Source organism: Azospirillaceae bacterium (assembly GCA_028283825.1).
Classification (GTDB): domain Bacteria; phylum Pseudomonadota; class Alphaproteobacteria; order Azospirillales; family Azospirillaceae; genus Nitrospirillum.
Genome location: JAPWJW010000003.1, coordinates 2,336,750 through 2,353,391, shown reverse-complemented (window position 1 = coordinate 2,353,391; position 16,642 = coordinate 2,336,750). Strand labels below are relative to the sequence as shown.

Annotated in this window: 14 protein-coding genes; 6 read left to right on the top strand and 8 right to left on the bottom strand. The window is 68.0% G+C overall.

Annotated elements, in window-relative coordinates:
- Positions 1–27: 27 nt before the first annotated feature.
- A complete protein-coding gene (kynB, locus tag PW843_22825) occupies positions 28–666 on the bottom strand; it encodes an arylformamidase (protein ID MDE1149399.1) in 639 nt (212 codons plus the stop codon).
- A gap of 273 nt (positions 667–939) precedes the next feature.
- On the opposite strand from kynB, the gene PW843_22820 reads away from it, so the two are divergent.
- Positions 940–1,236, top strand: a complete 297-nt coding sequence (locus PW843_22820; GenBank protein MDE1149398.1) for a hypothetical protein — start codon at positions 940–942, stop codon at positions 1,234–1,236.
- Positions 1,237–1,252: 16 nt separating this feature from the next.
- Here PW843_22820 and rmuC read toward each other — a convergent pair whose 3' ends face one another.
- Positions 1,253–2,650 (bottom strand): DNA recombination protein RmuC, encoded by a 1,398-nt coding sequence (gene rmuC, locus PW843_22815; GenBank protein ID MDE1149397.1) that lies wholly within the window; start codon positions 2,648–2,650, stop codon positions 1,253–1,255.
- Positions 2,651–2,795: 145 nt separating this feature from the next.
- On the opposite strand from rmuC, the gene PW843_22810 reads away from it, so the two are divergent.
- Both PW843_22810 and PW843_22805 read left to right on the top strand, forming a co-directional pair.
- Positions 2,796–2,999: a hypothetical protein gene (locus PW843_22810; GenBank protein MDE1149396.1), complete on the top strand. Its 204-nt coding sequence runs from the start codon at positions 2,796–2,798 to the stop codon at positions 2,997–2,999.
- A gap of 59 nt (positions 3,000–3,058) precedes the next feature.
- Entirely contained in the window at positions 3,059–3,292 is a 234-nt protein-coding gene (locus PW843_22805) for a hypothetical protein (protein MDE1149395.1), read from the top strand.
- Between the two features lie 65 nt (positions 3,293–3,357).
- On the opposite strand, the gene PW843_22800 is transcribed toward PW843_22805, so the two are convergent.
- The 3 genes from PW843_22800 to PW843_22790 all read right to left on the bottom strand — a co-directional run bounded on the left by PW843_22800 (position 3,358) and on the right by PW843_22790 (position 9,061).
- A complete protein-coding gene (locus PW843_22800) occupies positions 3,358–5,169 on the bottom strand; it encodes a DUF885 family protein (protein MDE1149394.1) in 1,812 nt (603 codons plus the stop codon).
- A complete protein-coding gene (locus PW843_22795) occupies positions 5,169–7,610 on the bottom strand; it encodes a glycoside hydrolase family 127 protein (protein MDE1149393.1) in 2,442 nt (813 codons plus the stop codon). Before PW843_22795 ends, PW843_22800 begins: the two co-directional genes overlap by 1 nt.
- A 188-nt stretch (positions 7,611–7,798) precedes the next feature.
- The gene (locus PW843_22790) at positions 7,799–9,061 is read right to left on the bottom strand and encodes an FAD-binding oxidoreductase (protein MDE1149392.1); all 1,263 of its coding nucleotides are present in this window, start codon (positions 9,059–9,061) and stop codon (positions 7,799–7,801) included.
- 128 nt (positions 9,062–9,189) lie between these two features.
- On the opposite strand from PW843_22790, the gene PW843_22785 reads away from it, so the two are divergent.
- On the top strand, positions 9,190–10,092 hold the full coding sequence (locus tag PW843_22785; protein MDE1149391.1) for a dihydrodipicolinate synthase family protein: 903 nt from the start codon (positions 9,190–9,192) through the stop codon (positions 10,090–10,092).
- Positions 10,093–10,194: 102 nt separating this feature from the next.
- Positions 10,195–11,241 (top strand): 4-hydroxyproline epimerase, encoded by a 1,047-nt coding sequence (locus PW843_22780; GenBank protein ID MDE1149390.1) that lies wholly within the window; start codon positions 10,195–10,197, stop codon positions 11,239–11,241.
- Between the two features lie 61 nt (positions 11,242–11,302).
- Here the strand turns inward: PW843_22780 and PW843_22775 are convergent, their stop codons facing one another.
- The gene (locus tag PW843_22775; protein MDE1149389.1) at positions 11,303–12,520 is read right to left on the bottom strand and encodes a Xaa-Pro peptidase family protein; all 1,218 of its coding nucleotides are present in this window, start codon (positions 12,518–12,520) and stop codon (positions 11,303–11,305) included.
- A gap of 39 nt (positions 12,521–12,559) precedes the next feature.
- Positions 12,560–14,302 (bottom strand): peptide MFS transporter, encoded by a 1,743-nt coding sequence (locus PW843_22770; protein ID MDE1149388.1) that lies wholly within the window; start codon positions 14,300–14,302, stop codon positions 12,560–12,562.
- Positions 14,303–14,677: 375 nt separating this feature from the next.
- Here PW843_22770 and PW843_22765 point away from each other — a divergent pair, with 375 nt between their 5' ends.
- Positions 14,678–15,340, top strand: coding sequence for a GntR family transcriptional regulator (locus PW843_22765; protein ID MDE1149387.1), 663 nt, complete (start codon positions 14,678–14,680; stop codon positions 15,338–15,340).
- A 167-nt stretch (positions 15,341–15,507) separates the two neighbouring features.
- Here PW843_22765 and cobT read toward each other — a convergent pair whose 3' ends face one another.
- Positions 15,508–16,551: a nicotinate-nucleotide--dimethylbenzimidazole phosphoribosyltransferase gene (gene cobT, locus PW843_22760; GenBank protein ID MDE1149386.1), complete on the bottom strand. Its 1,044-nt coding sequence runs from the start codon at positions 16,549–16,551 to the stop codon at positions 15,508–15,510.
- Positions 16,552–16,642 lie beyond the last annotated feature (91 nt).

Here is a 16,642-nt window from a genome sequence, read left to right as displayed (position 1 = left end):
GGACGCGGTCGCGTCAAGAGTTTCGGTTCAGGCCAGTTCCCGCAACACCGCCCGCACCGGCGAGGCGTCGGCGTTGCCCAGGGGCAGCGGCAGGGCGATCAGCTCGTATACGCCGTCGGGCACACCGTCGAACACCAACCCTTCCAACACCGCCAAACGGTGGCGGTTCAGCATCATGTGGGCCGGCAAATCCTTGCTGTCCTGCGGGTCCAGCGACGGCGCGTCGGTGCCCAGCAGCACCCCGCCCAGCCCCGCCAGCCAATCGATCAGCGCCGGGTCGATGGCGGTGTAATCCGACCGCCAAGCATCATGCGGAAAGCGGTCGTAGCTGTGCAGCAGCAGACGGGGCACGCCCGGCCGCCAATGCGGCGCCACATGATCCACCGTGGCGAAGGGGACGCCCGCCGGCACCGTCACCACTTGCGCCGGCCCCAGATAGGGCGCCAGATCCATCGCACCCGCCGTCAGCCCCCTGGCGTCGTAGTGCAGGGGTGCGTCGGCATGGGTGCCGCTGTGGGTGGACATCACCAGCCGGCTGACGTTCACCGGACAGCCCGGCCCGATCGCCCAGGTCCGTTCCTCCCCGAACGCCGTGTCCCCCGGCCACACCGGCAAGCCGGGGCGCAAAGGCTGGCTGATGTCCCAGAGGCGGGGCGGGGTGGTCATGGGAACGGGTTCCGGCAAGAAGGGCGTGACACGCCCACCATAATGCCGCCGAGCCAGCGGGCGCGACAGACGAAAGCCCCTACGCAATCCGGACAATTGCCCGCGCGGGCGGCGGCGCATAGTTCCGTGTGTGGACCATGCGGGTTCGGAACTCAGCTCAGGTGTGACATGGCGATCAGGTGCCGCGTCCTCGTCCTTCCGCTTTTCCTTGCATGCGTCGCGGCATCCACCGCTTGCGCCCGCCCCCACAGCTTCACCGTCGCAAACCTGACGGTGGAAAAGACGGCGATCTATGAGCCCCAGGAAACGGGACGGCCGTACATCGAGACCGCATGCAGGAGATTCAAGCCGTCGGAAAAGAACATCCTGAAATGGCTGAGGAAAACCCGGGAGGTCACCAGTGAGAATTTCAATGAGGAGGCGACCACCACCGAATGCTACGCGGAGGGCTACCTGACCACCCGCGATGGCCAGCGGCTCAACTGGACGATCGACATGGGGGGATCAGGGTTTGTGAAGACGCCGGAGGGGAAATACATCTATCTGGTGGGGCCTGACATCGATTTCTGAACGCTGCATCGGCCCCTCACACCAGCGCCAGCGCGGCCTTGGCCTCTTCCGGGTCGTGTTCCTCCGGTCCGTCCTCACGCAAGTCGGCGGGGATGGCCTTGGAGGTCTTGGCGCCCATGTCCTTCAGCTGTTCCACCTGGCGCACCAGGTTGCCGGTGCCGGTGCTGAGCTTGGCCATGGCGCCGCCGTAACTCTTGTGCACGCGATCCAGCTGGGTGCCCAGGCTGCGCATGTCTTCCAGGAAGCCGACGAACTTGTCGAACAGCTTGCCGGCGCGGTCGGCGATGGCCTCGGCGTTGCGGTTGCGGCGTTCCACCTGCCAGACGTTGGCGACGGTGCGCAGGGCCACCATCAGGGTGGTGGGGGTGGCGATGGCCACGTTCATCTCGGCGGCGAAGGCCGTCAGGCCCGGGTCCTCCGTCAGGGCCACGGCCAGGGCGCCCTCAATGGGCACGAACATCAGGACATAGTCCAGGTTGCTGCCCACCGCACCGGTGTAGTCCTTGCTGCCCAGCGTCCTGATGTGGCTGCGCAGCGAGACGATGTGGCGGGCCAGGGCCGCCATGCGGTCGATCTCATTCTCCGCGTTCACGTGCGCCTCGAACGCGGTCAGCGACACCTTGGCGTCGACCACCACGCGCTGGCCGCCCGGCAGGTTCACCACCACGTCGGGGCGCAGGCGGCCGCCTTCCGCATCCGTACGGCTTTCCTGGGTCACGTACTCCTCCCCCTCGCGCAGGCCGGAGCGTTCCAGGATGGTGGACAGGATCATCTCACCCCAGGCGCCCTGGGTCTGGGCCTTGCCCTTCAGGGCCTGGGTCAGGTTGTGCGTCTCGCTGGTCATGCGGGCGCTGGTGTCGGTCAGGGACCGGATCTGCTGCGCCAGCGCCGCCCGGTCCTTGGCGCTTTCGGTGTGGGCCAGTTGCAGGCCCTGCTGGAATTCCACCATGCGGTCGCGCATCGGCGCCAGCAGGCCGTCCAGCTGCGCCCGGTTCTGCTTGGCGAAGGTCTCGCCATGGCGGGTCATGACCTCATCCGCCAGTACCTTGAATTCCCGCCCCATGGTCTCGCGCGCCTGGATCAGCAGGGCCAGCTTCTCATCCGCCTGCTTCAACTCACGCACCAGCGCCTCTCTCGACGCCGACAGATCCTGGGACAGGCGGGTCTTCTCATCCCGCAACTGCGCCAGGTCACGTTCCAGCAAGGGGATGCGCGAGGCCCGTTCCCCCTCCACCGCCAGCCGGCGGTCGGCCTCCGCCTTGGCCTGGCGCACATCGTCCAGGTCGGCCTCCAGCGCCATCACGCGCTGTTCCTGAGCCGCCCGCGCAGCCCCGCCGGCCACGCGCGCGACCACCAGGGCCACGATCAGCGCCGCGATGAAACCAAGGGCGAGGGAGAGAAGGTCCAGGGACATGGGGCGTAGCGCCTGCATCAAGGGAAAGGGGTTCCCCCTTGATACACCCACATCCACTTGAGCGGAAGGCACCCAAAAGAACAAAACAAGGACGTAGGCTCCCCGTGCTCTCGACAAGGCCCTCCCCCAGTGCCATCTTATGCCCATGACGGACCGTGACCCGACCAAGTTGACCCTGGACGACTGGACCGCCGCCTTGGACCGCAGCGATGCGGATATCGAGGCGGGTCATATCGTGTCGGGCGAAACCGTCATGGCGGAACTCCGTGCCAGTATCGCCCGGATGAAGGCCAAGCGGCGTGAGACGCCTGCCCGAGGGCCGACCCGGGGAAGCGCCGCTCCGCGTTGATTCCGCTCAGCCGCGAAGCTGGGCAGCATGTCTCCGCCCTTCGTCGTCACTATGAAGCCTTGGACCGCTTTGAAGCGGTCGTGAACCTGATGCACGCCCTGCAAAAGGCGTCTGATGCCATTGAGCACGATCCCATGGCTGGGCTATCGGCGCCACGCGCCTATCCCCACCTTGTCCGACCGGGGCTGGCATGGGTGAAAGCAGGGCGGTATTGGATCGCGTACCGGATAAAGCCGTACCCGATCATCACCGGCGTGTTCTATGAGACGGCCGACATTCCCCGGCGGTTATGAAGCGGTTCGTATGAAGACGGGAAAGGCCGGCTGCGATTGAATGCAGCCGGCCTTTCGCCCTTTCCTTACTGCGCCGGGTACGGGCTCTTGCCGCCCTCGGCGATGAAGCGGTCGATGCGGGCCTCCAGCACCGGCAGGGGCACGCCGCCCATCTTCAGCACCGTGTCGTGGAAGTTGCGCAGGTCGAACTTCTGGCCCAGCGCCTTCTCCGCCTTGGCGCGGGCCTTCAGGATGGCCATTTCACCCAGGTAGTAGGACAGGGCCTGGCCCGGCCACGCGATGTAACGGTCCACCTCGGTCTCGATCTCATGATCGGCCAGGGCGGTGTTGTCGTGCAGGTACTGCTGCGCCTGTTCACGCGTCCAGCCCTTGGCATGGATGCCGGTGTCCACCACCAGGCGGGCGGCGCGCCACATCTGGTAGCTGAGCATGCCGAAGCGTTCGTAGGGCGTCTCATAGATGCCCATCTCATCGCCCAGCTTCTCACAGTACAGCGCCCAGCCCTCACCGAAGGCGGAGATGTAGACCTTCTGCCGGAACTCCGGCTGGTCCTTCTGTTCCGCCGCGATGGGCATCTGGAAGGCGTGGCCCGGGGCCGATTCGTGCAGGGTCAGCGCCGGCATGGAATAGAGCGGGCGGGACGGCAGGTCGTAGGTGTTGACCAGGTAGACGCCGGGGCCGCCGCGGCCGGAGGTGTAGAACGGCGCCACGTCCGCCGGCACCGGGACGATGGCGAAGCGCGACCGCGGCAGGTAGCCGAAATACTGGCTGGCCACGCCGTCGAACTTCTTGGCCACCCACGCCGACCGCATCAGCAGTTCCTCCGGCGTCTTGGCGTAGAACTGCGGATCGGTGCGCAGGAACTTCAGGAAGGCGGGCATGTCGCCCTGGAAGTTCGCCTGCTTCATCACGTCCAGCATCTGCTGGTGGATCTTCGCCACCTCATCCAGGCCGAGCTGGTGGATCTGGTCGGCCGTCAGGTCGACGGTGGCGAATTCCTTGATCTTGGACTGGTAGTAGGCCTTGCCGTCCGGCAGGGTCTCGGCCGCCAAGTCGGTGCGGGCGCCCGGCACGTATTCTTCCCGCATGAACTTCAGCACCGCGGCGTGGGCCGGCACCACCGACTTGGTGATGGCCGCCACCGCTTCCGCCCGCAACTCCGCCTGCTTGGCCGCCGGGATGGTGGCCGGCATGTCCTTGAACGGCACGTAATAGACGTTGTCCTGCGGCGTCTTGGCCTCAGCCACCACCACCAGGCCGCTGTCACGGCCGACCAGCGTCACCTTGGGCGGGGTGAAGCCGCGCTTCAGGCCGGCGCGCATGTTGACGATCTGCTCCCCGAAATAACGGGGCATGTCGTTCATCTGGCCGATGAAGGCGCGGTACTCTTCCTCGGTCTTGAACGGCTTGCGGGCACCACCGGCCAGGTTGGACCAGAAGCTGGTGTCGGCGTTCAGCGGCTTTTCATAGTCACGGAACTTCTGGCTGGCCAGCAGGACCGCCACCTGGTCGTGATAGATGCTGAAGTTGACGCGTTCTTCCGGCGACAGCTCGGCCTGGTTCACGCCGTCCAGTTCCTTGATCACGCCTTCCCAGACCTTCAGGCGCTTTTCCTGGGTGGCGGCATCCACCTTGGGCAGGTGGCCGGCGGCGGTGTCGGTGCTGTCCTCGTCATCCTCGCCCTTGAATTCCTCCTGCCGCCACTTCCATTCCTTGGTGTAGATGGCCTTGAACTGAGCGTCGGCCTTGGCAGGCGCGGCGGCCGGGGCCGCATGGGCGGCGCCGACGAAGGCGGGGCTTCCGGTGACCAGGCCACCCAGGGACAGCGTGCCGAAGACAAAGGCGGTGCCGAGCAGGCCGGCTTTAAGGCGGTTCATCAGATGGGCGCTCCCTGAGAGGCTGAGGCTGCAACGACGCGGCAGCCGAACACCGGCCCCGCGGAATGGCCGGTTTCCGGCTCGAATCGGATGACGACACTGGACTTGCCCGCCGTCAGGTTGGCGGGGATGGCGTATTCCACGTCAAAGAACTCACCCGGACGCTCCGCGTCCAGCTTCTGCGTGGCGATGCGGGTGCCGTCGACCAGGATGTGGAACAGGCGCTTGCGCTCATCCCCCCAGTAGGTCGCCTGCAACACCATGGCGCCGTCGCGCACCTTGGCCTTGAATTCGAAATAGCCGCCGGTGCGGGCGTCACGGCCGTTCCGGCCGCGGTACGTGACGGGGTAGGAGATCTTGGCGTCCAGGGCGTGGTCGCGTTCCGGCTGCATCTCGCCCAGATGCATGACGTCGACGGAGCGCGCCTGGATGTCGCGCTGGCGTGCCGCCTCCGCCGCCAGGGCGACCTCGGCCGTCTTCCACTGCGCGTCGGTGTAGCGCTTGAAGTAGACGGCGCTGCGCCGCGTGTACTGGCGGTAGAAGGGCTGGAAGTCCATATCGCCCGGCCGGCCCATGCCGGTGGTGCGCCACACCAGGCTGTCGGCGTCCCGGCGCTGGAAACCATCCAGCACATTGGCCGCCACCAGGGCCGGCGCCGGCCCCTGGAAAGCCGCCGAGACGGGCGTGGGCTGGGGGGAGCCGGTGGGCGCCTCGCTCACCGGCGCGGCACCCAGGTCGGCCGCCAGCACCAGCGGCCCGTGCAGCAATGCCACGGTGTCCGGATCGTCGTTGGTGGCCTCAAGCCGCAACGCCATGGGCAGGCGCAGGGCGACGGCGTCGCCCGCCTTCCATTCCCGGCGGATGGTGGCGTAACCGCCCTGGACCGCCAGATCCTGGGGCTTGCCGTTCACGGCCAGGGTGGCACCGGTGCACCAGGCGGGGATGCGCAGGCTGAGGGTGAAGGTGGCGGGCCGCGCCAGCGCCTTGACCGTCAGCAGCACCGTCTCCCGCTCCGGATAGTGCGTGTCCAGGTCGATGACCGCCCCCCGCTCCGCCCATTTCAGGGTGGAGGGGATGTAGAGGTTGACGGCCAGGTCTTCGGCCCCGCGCTTCCAATAGATGCTCTCGCCGTGCTTGGCATGGCTTTCCATGCCGGTGCCGACACAGCACCAGAAATCTTCCGTGGGGGTGGAGAATTCACGCGCGGCACCGGACATCAGCGGCGTCATGTAGGTGAACATGCCGGTGGCCGGGTTCTGCTGCGCCAGCACGTGGTTCAGGTGCGCGCGCTCATAGAAGTCGAAGTAATGAGCGTCGGCCTGGCGGGCGTACAGCATGCGGGTCAGCTTCAGCATGTTGTAGCTGTTGCAGCCTTCGCAGGTCTGTTCGGTGATGTGGCGGGAGATGCTGCGCGGTTCCTGGAAATACTCCCGGTCCGCGTTGCCGCCGATGACGTAGGAATGGTTGGTCGTCACCGTCTGCCAGAAGAAACCGGACGCCTTGGCGTGGCGTTCCGCCCCCGTCAGTTCATACAGGCGGGCCAGGCCGATCAGCTTGGGGATCTGGGTGTTGGCGTGGATGTTGGCCAACTCATCCCGGCCTTCCGACAGCGGCACCAGCACCTTGGCGTGGTAGAGGCGTTCGGCCAGCAGCAGCCAGCGGCGGTCGCCGGTGCGGGCGTAGAGTTCGGCGAACGATTCGTTGATGCCGCCGTGCTCGCAATCCAGCACCTGCTGGACCTGGTCGTCATTCAGGTGGCTGAACACCTCATCGATGTAGCCGCCCAGCTTGACGCCCACGTCCAGGGCCTGGGCATTGCCGCACAGGGTCTGGGCGTCGAACAGGCCGGTGTAGAGCTTGTGCCAGTTGTACAGCGGGACCCAGCAGCCGTTGAGGTCGAACCCGGCGGAGCGGATTTCGCCCCGGCGCAATTCGTCGAACACGACCTTGCCGTCCTCGACGATGTCGCCGCGCTTGCGGGTGAAGCCGGCGACATAACCGTCGCCCTGGGCCTTCTGGCATTCCGCCAGTTCGGTGACGATGTAATCGACCCGCCGCTTGCATTCGGCGTCACCGGTCTGGGCGTGCATCAACGCCAAGGCGCTGAGGTAATGGCCCAGGGTGTGGCCGGCGATGGTGTCGGATTCCCAGCCGCCATAGACCGCGCCCTTGGCCGGCAAACCGGCGCCGGTGCGGAAGTTGTGCAGCAGGCGGTCGGCCTCAAGGCTGTGCAGGTATTTGGCGTTGGCCTCCACCGCCGACAGGAAGGGCGACGGTTTCAGCCGCACCGCGTCCAGCGGGAACGGGGCGGCCGTGGCCGCGTTCGGCGACGGCACCAGGGGTGCGGCCATTGCCGGCACCGCCATCAATGCCGCGGCCGACGCGGCACCACGCAACACGGTCCGGCGGGAGGGCGCGAAGCCCGTAAGGTCGCGCCCCATCAGCAAGCCCCTGTTTTGTCTGTTTGTTTTAAACGGGTTTGTTCTAAACGGCCATCGTCCGCCGCCATGAAGGCGGGCGGAGCGAGCGGACCCAACTGCCAAGTTGAATGCGGATATCGTATCCGATTTTTCTTCATAGGATAACTACGCCTCCGGTCATAGGACGGAAGTGGTGGTTCGGGATGAATTCAGGTGAAACGGTCCAGGGCCATGGCCGGATCGGGCTCGACCCGGCCGGCGACGATGTCGGCCATGCGGCGCGCGCTGACCGCGGCCAGGGTCAGGCCCAGATGCTGGTGGCCGCAAGCGGCATAGAGGCCGGCATGGCGGCGGCTGGCGTCCAGGATGGGCAGGTAGTCCGGCAGGCTGGGCCGGCAGCCGGTCCATTCTGTCGTCTCGGCTTCGGGCGCCAGCAGGCCGGTGTCGCGCAGATGATGGCGCAACAAGGCCGGGCGGCGCGGGTCGGGCGCGTCGTTCGGGCCGCTGAAATCGGTGAAGCTGGTGGCGCGCAGGCCCATGGCCATGGGGGTGACGATGACGGTGCGATCCTCGAACACCACAGGCCGGTCCAATCCCGAGTCGCCCGGCACCACGACGTGGTAGCCGCGTTCCGCGATCAGCGGCACGCGATAGCCCAGCGGTTCCAGCAACGATCCCGAGTCGATGCCCATGGCCACCAGCACGGCGTCGGCCGTCAGCGTGCCGCCCTCATGCCGCAGGCGCCAGCCCTTGCCGTCCGTTTCCAGCGACTGGATGGCCGCCCGCTCGATCCGCCCGCCGCGCGCCACGAAGGCGGCGGCCAGGTCCAGGGTCAGGCCGTGGGGATCGTTGACGTGGCCGGTGCCGGTATAGGTCATGCCGCCGGTGGCACGCTGGCGCAGGGCGGGCGGCAGGTCGGGCCAGTCGTTGCGATCCCAGGCGACGGCGGGCACGCCCAGCGCCTGGGCGGCAGCCACGGCGGCATCCACCGCCGCCTGGGGTCCGGCACTTTCCCATACGCTGTAATGGCCGCGCGTCTGGAAACGGTCCTCAGCGCCCGTGCCCACCAACAGGGTGCGCCAGTCGCCCACGACGGTGCCGATCATTTCCGTCAGGACCCGGGTGCCGCGCGCGTGGGCCTTGGGCAGGCAGGCCGCCAGGAAATCCTTGGCCCAGCCGCCCGCCAGGATGGGCAGGGCGCCGGCGCGAATGCCCAGGGGCCCCTTGCGGTTCAGCAGCAGGCCGGGAACGCGCCGCATGGTGGCGAAGGAGGCCAGCGGCAGCAGCTGTTCCGTGGCGATGTGACCGGCGTTGCCGAAGGAACAGCCGCGCCCGGGCTCATCCCGGTCCACCAACACCACGTCATGGCCATCGCGCACCAGCGCCAGCGCCGTGGCCGTGCCCACCACGCCTGCCCCCACCACCGCGATGGTGCCGGCACCCGGGCGGAAGGGCCCCGGACCGGATGACATGGGTGGGTTGCTGGTTCCAGCGGCGGCGGACATGCGTTGAGTCCCTTGATTGGATACAATATCCCATTATAGTATCCACCTGAACGCTTGCCGACAAGCGTGTATGCGACTGTGAAAGGTTTTGAGAGATGTCCTTGCCCAACTGGCGCGGCGTGTTCCCCGCGGTGACGACGCAGTTCAACGAAGACCTCAGCATCAACTACGCTGAAACCCAGCGGGTGATCGACGGCCTGGTCCGCGACGGCGTGCACGGCCTCATCATGATGGGCACGGTGGGCGAGAACAACTCGCTTGAGCCCGACGAGAAGCGCAAGGTCCTGGCCGCCGCCAAGGAAGTGGTCGCCGGCCGGGTTCCGGTGATCACCGGCGTGTCCGAACTGACCACCCCGCGCGCCGCCGCCTATGCCCGCGACGCCGCCGAGATCGGCGCCGACGGCCTGATGGTGCTGCCGGCCATGGTGTACGTGCCCACGGAAGAAGAGCTGTTCCGCCACTTCTCCGCCGTGGCCGCCGCCTCCCCCCTGCCGATCATGCTGTACAACAACCCGCCGGCCTACCGCGTGGACATCAGCATCCCCCTGCTGCAGCGCCTGGCGGAAATCCCGACCATCGTCGCGCTGAAGGAATCGGCCCCCGACACCCGCCGCTTCACCGACCTGGCCAACGCCATCGACGAGTCGAAGCTGCTGCTGCTGGCCGGCTTGGACGACGTGGCCCTGGAAGGCCTGCTGCTGGGCGCCAAGGGCTGGATCTCCGGCCTGACCAACGCCTTCCCCAAGGAGTCGGTGGCGATCTATGACGCCGTCATCGCCGGCGACCTGGCCAAGGCCCGCGCCATCTACCGCTGGTTCCTGCCGCTGCTGCACCTGGATGCCCGCCACGACCTGGTGCAGAGCATCAAGTTGGCCGAGCAGGTGATGGGCCGTGGGTCCGAGCGCGTGCGTCCGCCGCGCTACCCGCTGGAAGGCCAGGTCCGCGCCGACGTCATCGCCGCCGTGGAAAAGGCCGCCGCGACTCGTCCGGCTCTGTAAAGTAAGTAGGGGCGCCGGCGGAATTCCCAGTCGCGGTTCCGCCGGTTCCCGCCCATATCCTTGACGAAGTAACGTTCCCGTCTGCCTGGAAGGCCTGATCCCATGACCACCACCCCCAGCCACCCGACCGGCGACCTTGTGCTGCCGACCGGCCGCCAGACCTTCCCCTGCATCGACGGGCACACCTGCGGCAACCCGGTGCGCCTGGTCATGGGCGGCCATCCGCCCCTGGCGGGCGCCACCATGAGCGAGAAGCGCCAGGACTTCCTGTCGCGCTTCGACTGGATCCGCACCGCGCTGTGCTTTGAGCCGCGTGGCCACGACATGATGTCCGGTGGATTCGTCTATCCGCCGTGCAGCCCGGAGGCCGACGCCTCCATCCTGTTCATCGAGACCTCGGGCTGCCTGCCCATGTGCGGCCACGGTACCATCGGCATGGTGACCTTCGCGCTGGAACACGGCCTGATCCGCCCCCGCACCCCCGGCAAGCTGGTGCTGGACGTGCCCGCCGGCCAGATCGGCGTGGAATATGAGATGGCGGCCGGCAAGGTCGCCTGGGTGCGGCTGTTCAACATCGACAGCTTCCTCCACACCCGCGGCATCACCATCGAGGTGCCGGAACTGGGCCCCATCACGCTGGACATCAGCTATGGCGGCAACTTCTACGGCATCATCGAACCGCAGGGCGCCTACAAGGGCATCGACGATCTGGGTTCGCAGAAGATCGTGCATTTCAGCGGCCTGGTGCGCCAGCTGGTGCGCGACAAGATCACCCCCGTCCACCCCCTGAACGACACCATCCGGGGCCTGAGCCACGTGATGTGGGTGGATAAGCCCAAGCATCCCGACGCCCACGGCCGCAACGCCGTGTTCTACGGCGACCGCGCCATCGACCGTTCCCCCTGCGGCACCGGCACCTCGGCCCGCATGGCCCACCTGGCGGCGCAGGGCAAGCTGGCCGTCGGCCAGAGCTTCGTGCATGAGAGCATCATCGGCAGCCTGTTCGAAGGCCGGGTGGAAAGTGCCGGCAAGCTGGGCGAGTTCGACAGCATCCGCCCGTCCATCAAGGGCTGGGCCGTGCAGACCGGCCTCAACACCATTTTCGTGGACCCCACCCAGGATCCGTTCTGGCGTGGCTTCCAGGTCTGACACGACGCGCCTGTAAATGCTTCGGGGCCGGTCTCACGACCGGCCCCGTTTTCATGTGCGCTCAGTGGTGAAGCGCGAACGGGTTGTCGATGTCGGTCGGCGGGGTGGTGAACCAGCGCGGGCCGTCCTCGGTCATGTGGACGTGGTCCTCGAAGCGGACGCCGAACTTGCCGTAGAGGCACAGCATGGGCTCCACGCTGAAGCACAGGCCGGCCTCCAGCGGCTGCTTGTTGCCGCCGACGATGTAGGCGGGTTCGTGCAGGTCCAGGCCGACGCCGTGGCCGGTGCGGTGGGGGCAGCCGGGGACCTGGTAGCCGGGGCCGTAGCCGCGCGCCTCCAGCAGGGACCGGGCAGCGATGTCCACCGATTCGCAGGTGGCACCGATCCGGGCGGCGTTGAAGGCCGCCATCTGGGCGTCGCGCTCATCCTCCCACACCCGGCGGTATTCGGCCGTGGGGTGGCCGAAGCTGTAGCAGCGGGTGATGTCGGACTTGTAGCCCTCGATGGCGCAGCCGGTGTCGATCAGGACGGGATCGCCCTCCTTCAGGAACCACTCGCCCGGCGCGCCGTGGGGATAGGCCGTGGCCTCGCCGAACTGCACGGCGCAGAAGGTGTTGCCGCCGTCCGCCCCCATGGCGCGGTGCGCCTGGTCGATGAAGGTGATGACCTCCGCCGGGGTGATACCGGGGCGCAGGATGCCGGCGGCCAGGCGGTGGACCTCCAGCGTGATGGCCTTGGCATGCGACAGCAGGGCGATCTCATGCGCCGACTTCACCCGCCGGCAGGCCTCCGTCACGCCGCGGGCGTCCACCAGGGTCGCCTGCGGCAGGGCGGCGCCCAAGTCGAAGAACACCCCGGCATAGCCCAGGGCGTCGACCGCCACGGTGGCACTGCCGCCCGACTGGTCGCGCACCAGGTCGGCCACCAGGGCGTAGGCGCTCTCGTCCTCCTGCCAGGTCAGAACCCGGTCGCCGAGGCTGAGGTGGCCGCGCAGCTTGGGCTCCTCAAACCCCGGGCAGACGTAGACGGGGTCGCCGTCCTTCAGGATCAGGGCCGCCGTCAGCCGCTCGCTGGCGTGCCAGTCGAGGCCCGTGAAGTACAGCAGGTTGCTGGAGGCCGGCAGCAACAGGGCGTCGATCTTGCGCGCCGCCATGTGGCGCCGCACGGCCTCGATCCGGCCGCGATACTCATCGGCCGTGATGGGTTGCACCGCCGCCCGGCGGGATTTCAAGGTCGACAGCACCGCCGGGGCGGACAGCCCCCCTACACCCTTGGTCATGATTCGAAAACCCACATTTAATCGTCGGAAAATGGTCGTTTAATCGTTCAGGCGGCGCAGCAAAGGCACGGCTAGCATCAGCAGCAGGGCCACGGCACAGGACCACAGGCCCGCCTTCAGGTACACCGCCTGGTATGAGGCCAATTGCGCCGCCGCCGGCAGGCCGCTGTCAACCACCGTCGCCTGGGCCAGCAGGGCGCTGAGCCGCTGGCCGTAAGCGGTGGACAGGAACCACAGGCCCACCAGCAGGCTGGTGATGGCCGGCGGCGACAGCCGGGTGATGGCCGACAGGCCGGTGGGCGACAGGCACAGCTCCCCCACCTCCTGCAGCAGGTACAGGGTCAGCAGCCAGGTGACGCCCACCCGCAAACCGGCGGGCGTCACCTCGATCCCGAAGGCCAGCGCCAGGAAACCCAGGCCCACGAACAGCACGCCCAGGCAGAACTTCATCACCGGGCCGGGGTCGCGCCGCCGCCCGTCCAGCCAGCGCCACACGGCGGCCAGCGGCAGGGCCAGCAGGATGACGAAGGCCTTGTCCGGGAATTGCAGCACGGGGGCCGGCACCAGCACCGGGCCGATGTGGCGGTCGGTCCATTCGGCGGCGAAAACGTTCAGCGAGGCCGGCCCCTGGTAGAACAGCGTCCAGTACAAGACGGACACCAGCATCAGCAGGAGGAGCAGCGCCAGGTGGCGGCGCTGACGCCCGTCCAGCTTGCGGGCGAAGTAGAACACCGCCGCCAGGCCGGCCACGGCGCAGGCGTCCAGCACATGGCCCACCACCACCGGGTGGTCCACCACCAGCCAGCAGGCCAGCGCCACGCCCAGGCCGGCCACCAGCGCCCATACCGCACCGCCGGCGCTGGCGGCCGCCACGGGCCCGCCCTCCGCCGCCGCCAGCTCCGGCGGCAGCAGGCGGCGGCCCAGGGTGAAGGTGGCCAGCGCCACGGCCATGCCGATGCCGGCGGCGCCGAAGCCCCATTCCCAGCCGAGGGCGGCGCCCAGCCAGCCGCAGACGATGCTGCCCATCAGGCCGCCGGCGTTGATCCCCAGGTAGAAGATCAGGAAGCCCCGGTCGCGCGCGGCATGGCGCTGGCCGTACAACCGGCCGACCAGGGCGGAAATATTGGGCTTCAGCAGGCCGACACCGGCGGCGATCAGGGCCAGCGCCAGGTAGAACAGCCGGAGCCCCGCGCCGTCCGGCGTCTTTTCCAGCCGGCCTTGCAGGGTGATGGACGCCCCGTCGGGACCGACATAGGTCAGCGCGCGGGCGTCCGGATCACCGCCGGCGACCGAGGCCAGGCCGGTGATCACCTGGGCCGTGCCGTTCACCACCACCTGGCGGGCGCCGTCCTCCCCCTCCGCGGGATAGAGGATGGGGCGCTTCAGGTCGTAGGTCGCCTCGGGCGTCACCAGGCGTTCCACCGTCTGCGCCGGCTGCCAGGCCATCAGGCCGTGGCCCAGCATCAGCAGCACGGCCCCGGCGCGCACGGCGTGGCGCGCCCCCACCAGCCGGTCGGCCAGGAAACCGCCCACCACCGGGCACATGTAGACCAGGACGCCGAAGGCCCCCAACTCCGCATACGCCGACACCTTGTCCAGCGACAGGTGCCACAGCAGGAAGAAGATCAGGATGGATTGCAGGCCGTAGTAGGAGAACCGTTCCCAAAACTCCACGGCGAACAGCAGATAGAGCCCGGGCGGATGGCCGCCGCGATCCTCGGCCCCCGAGGTTTCGCTTCCCACGTCAACCGCCGCCGTCGTCGCCCGCATGCTGTCGCCCATTCCCTGCTTGATCGTTACCAGGCTTGTCCCACGAACCGCCCCGGGGGGCGACGGGATAGTTGGCAGCCCTTATTGGCAGGATGACAGCATATCGGATACGATATCCAAACTGTCAAGCTTAGCGCCGCCGCAAGGCCGCCGCCATCGGCGGGAAGGCCAGGGGGAGGGGTGACATCGTTATGGCTTGAGGCTGAACGGGAAATAGACCGGGCCATGCACCAACAGCCCATGGCGCGCGCGTCCCGAACCGTCTAGCGTAACGACAAAATCATTGTTCCCTTGCACGTCTTCCGCCATGAAAACAAGGATGCGGAAACCGGGGGACAAAACGGGCCGCCTTTTCCAAAAACCGCATTCCGTCAAGAAGCCACCAAGATGATTGCACGCGCGAAGATCGAACGGAAATCGCTTTCGGCCCAGGTGGTCGACGCCTTGCGGCAGATGATCCTTTCCGGCGAATACGCCCTGGGCGCCCAGCTGCGCCAGGATGAGATCGCCCAGAAGCTGGGCGTCAGTCGCATCCCGGTGCGCGAGGCGCTGCAACAGCTGGAGGCGGAGGGCCTGGTGGCCACCATCCCCTACAAGGGGTCGGTGGTGGCGCAGCTGTCGCCCGCCCAGGTGCGCGAATATTATGAGGTCCGGCTGCTGCTGGAAATCGACCTGCTGCGCCGCGCCATCCCGCAGCTGACCACCAAGCACATCAAGCGGGCCGAACAGGTGCTGAAGGATTTGCACACGGCCGAGCCCAGCCGCTGGGGCGCCCTGAACTGGCAGTTGCACGAGGCGCTGTACGAACCGGCCCAGCGGCCGGTGATGCTGGACATGGTGAAGCGCATCCACGACAGCCTGGACCGCTATGTCCGACTGCACCTGTCCATCACGCCGGACATCCACGACCGCTCCATGGCGGAGCACGAGTCGCTGGTGGCACTGTGCCGCGACGGCAAGGCGGCGGACGCGGTGGAGATGCTGCGCACCCACCTGACCCACGCGCTGGAGGAACTGGTGGCCGTGCTGGAAGAGCAAGAGGCGGCTTGATGCCGGTTCCTCAGGCGCCGGCAGGCCCGTCCGGGCCTTTGGCTATCCTCGAATTCCAGTCCGCTGCCGCTCCCCGGAATTCTGCGGCGGCCCCGGTCGGGGCCTAGGGTTCGGGGTAGTCCCGACATGAAAAGGGCCGGGTCCTTCGAGGGACCCGGCCCTTTTCATCAGTGCGTCGAGCGGCCTTCCGGGACGGCGCTCTTGGTGGCGACGCCGGCCTCGGCGAAGGTGGACATGCCGGTGTGACAGGCGACGGCGGCCTGCAGGATGGGCAGGGCCAGGGCGGCACCCGAGCCTTCGCCCAGGCGCATGCCCAGGGACAGCAGCGGTTCCTGGCCGATCCGGTCCAGCAGGCGGCGGTGCGCCGGCTCGGCCGACAGATGGCCGACGATGCAATGGTCCAGGGCGCGGGGATCGGCCTTGAACAGCACGGCGGCGGCGGCGGTGCAGGCGTAGCCGTCCAGCACCACCGGCGTGCGCGCCATGCGGGCTGCCATGATGGCGCCGACGATGGCCGCCAGCTCATACCCGCCCAAGGCGCGCAGCACCTGGAAGGGATCGGACAGCAGGTCGGCGTTGGCGGCCACGCCCGCGGCGACCACCGCCGCCTTGCGCGCCATGCCGTCGGCGTCCAGGCCGGTGCCGGGGCCCACCCATTCCTCAGCCGTGCCGCCGAACAGGCCCATGCACAGGGCGGCGGCCGAGGTGGAGTTGCCGATGCCCATTTCCCCCAGGCACAGCACGTCGATGCCGGTTTCCACCGCCATCATGCCATAGGCCATGGCCCGGGCGCAGGCGTCCTCGCTCATGGCGGGGCCATGGGTGAAGTCGGCGGTGGGGTTGTCCAGATCCAGTTCATAGACGCGCAGGTCGGCATCGGCCTGGCCGCACAACTGGTTCACCGCGGCACCGCCCTGGGTAAAGTTCTGCACCATCTGCGCCGTCACCGCCGCCGGATAGGCGGAGACACCCAACGCCGCCACGCCGTGGTTACCGGCGAACACCGCCACGCGCGGATGCTGCACCCGGGGCGGGGTGCGGCCCTGCCAGGTGGCCAGCCATTCGCTCAAGGACTCCAGCCGGCCCAGCGCGCCGCGCGGCTTGGTCAACTGCACCTCGCGCTGCATGACGGCGGTGGCGGCCTCCAGGTCCGGACCCGGCAAGTCGGCCAGCAGGCGGCGGATTTCGTCGAAGGTGAGGGTGTCGCTCATGATGTTCCGACCGATGGTGGGCGCGGGGGCCGCGCGTATCAGGATAGGTCCCGCCGTAAGGTGCCGGAGTGGCGCTGGCGGGTGGACAGGA

Coding starts and splice junctions, on each gene's coding strand:
- kynB (MDE1149399.1), bottom strand. CDS start 666: ATGACCACCCCGCCCCGCCTCTGGGACATCAGCCAGCCTTTGCGCCCC.
- rmuC (MDE1149397.1), bottom strand. CDS start 2,650: ATGTCCCTGGACCTTCTCTCCCTCGCCCTTGGTTTCATCGCGGCGCTG.
- PW843_22810 (MDE1149396.1), top strand. CDS start 2,796: ATGACGGACCGTGACCCGACCAAGTTGACCCTGGACGACTGGACCGCC.
- PW843_22800 (MDE1149394.1), bottom strand. CDS start 5,169: ATGAACCGCCTTAAAGCCGGCCTGCTCGGCACCGCCTTTGTCTTCGGC.
- PW843_22795 (MDE1149393.1), bottom strand. CDS start 7,610: ATGGGGCGCGACCTTACGGGCTTCGCGCCCTCCCGCCGGACCGTGTTG.
- PW843_22790 (MDE1149392.1), bottom strand. CDS start 9,061: ATGTCATCCGGTCCGGGGCCCTTCCGCCCGGGTGCCGGCACCATCGCG.
- PW843_22785 (MDE1149391.1), top strand. CDS start 9,190: ATGTCCTTGCCCAACTGGCGCGGCGTGTTCCCCGCGGTGACGACGCAG.
- PW843_22780 (MDE1149390.1), top strand. CDS start 10,195: ATGACCACCACCCCCAGCCACCCGACCGGCGACCTTGTGCTGCCGACC.
- PW843_22775 (MDE1149389.1), bottom strand. CDS start 12,520: ATGACCAAGGGTGTAGGGGGGCTGTCCGCCCCGGCGGTGCTGTCGACC.
- PW843_22770 (MDE1149388.1), bottom strand. CDS start 14,302: ATGGGCGACAGCATGCGGGCGACGACGGCGGCGGTTGACGTGGGAAGC.
- PW843_22765 (MDE1149387.1), top strand. CDS start 14,678: ATGATTGCACGCGCGAAGATCGAACGGAAATCGCTTTCGGCCCAGGTG.
- cobT (MDE1149386.1), bottom strand. CDS start 16,551: ATGAGCGACACCCTCACCTTCGACGAAATCCGCCGCCTGCTGGCCGAC.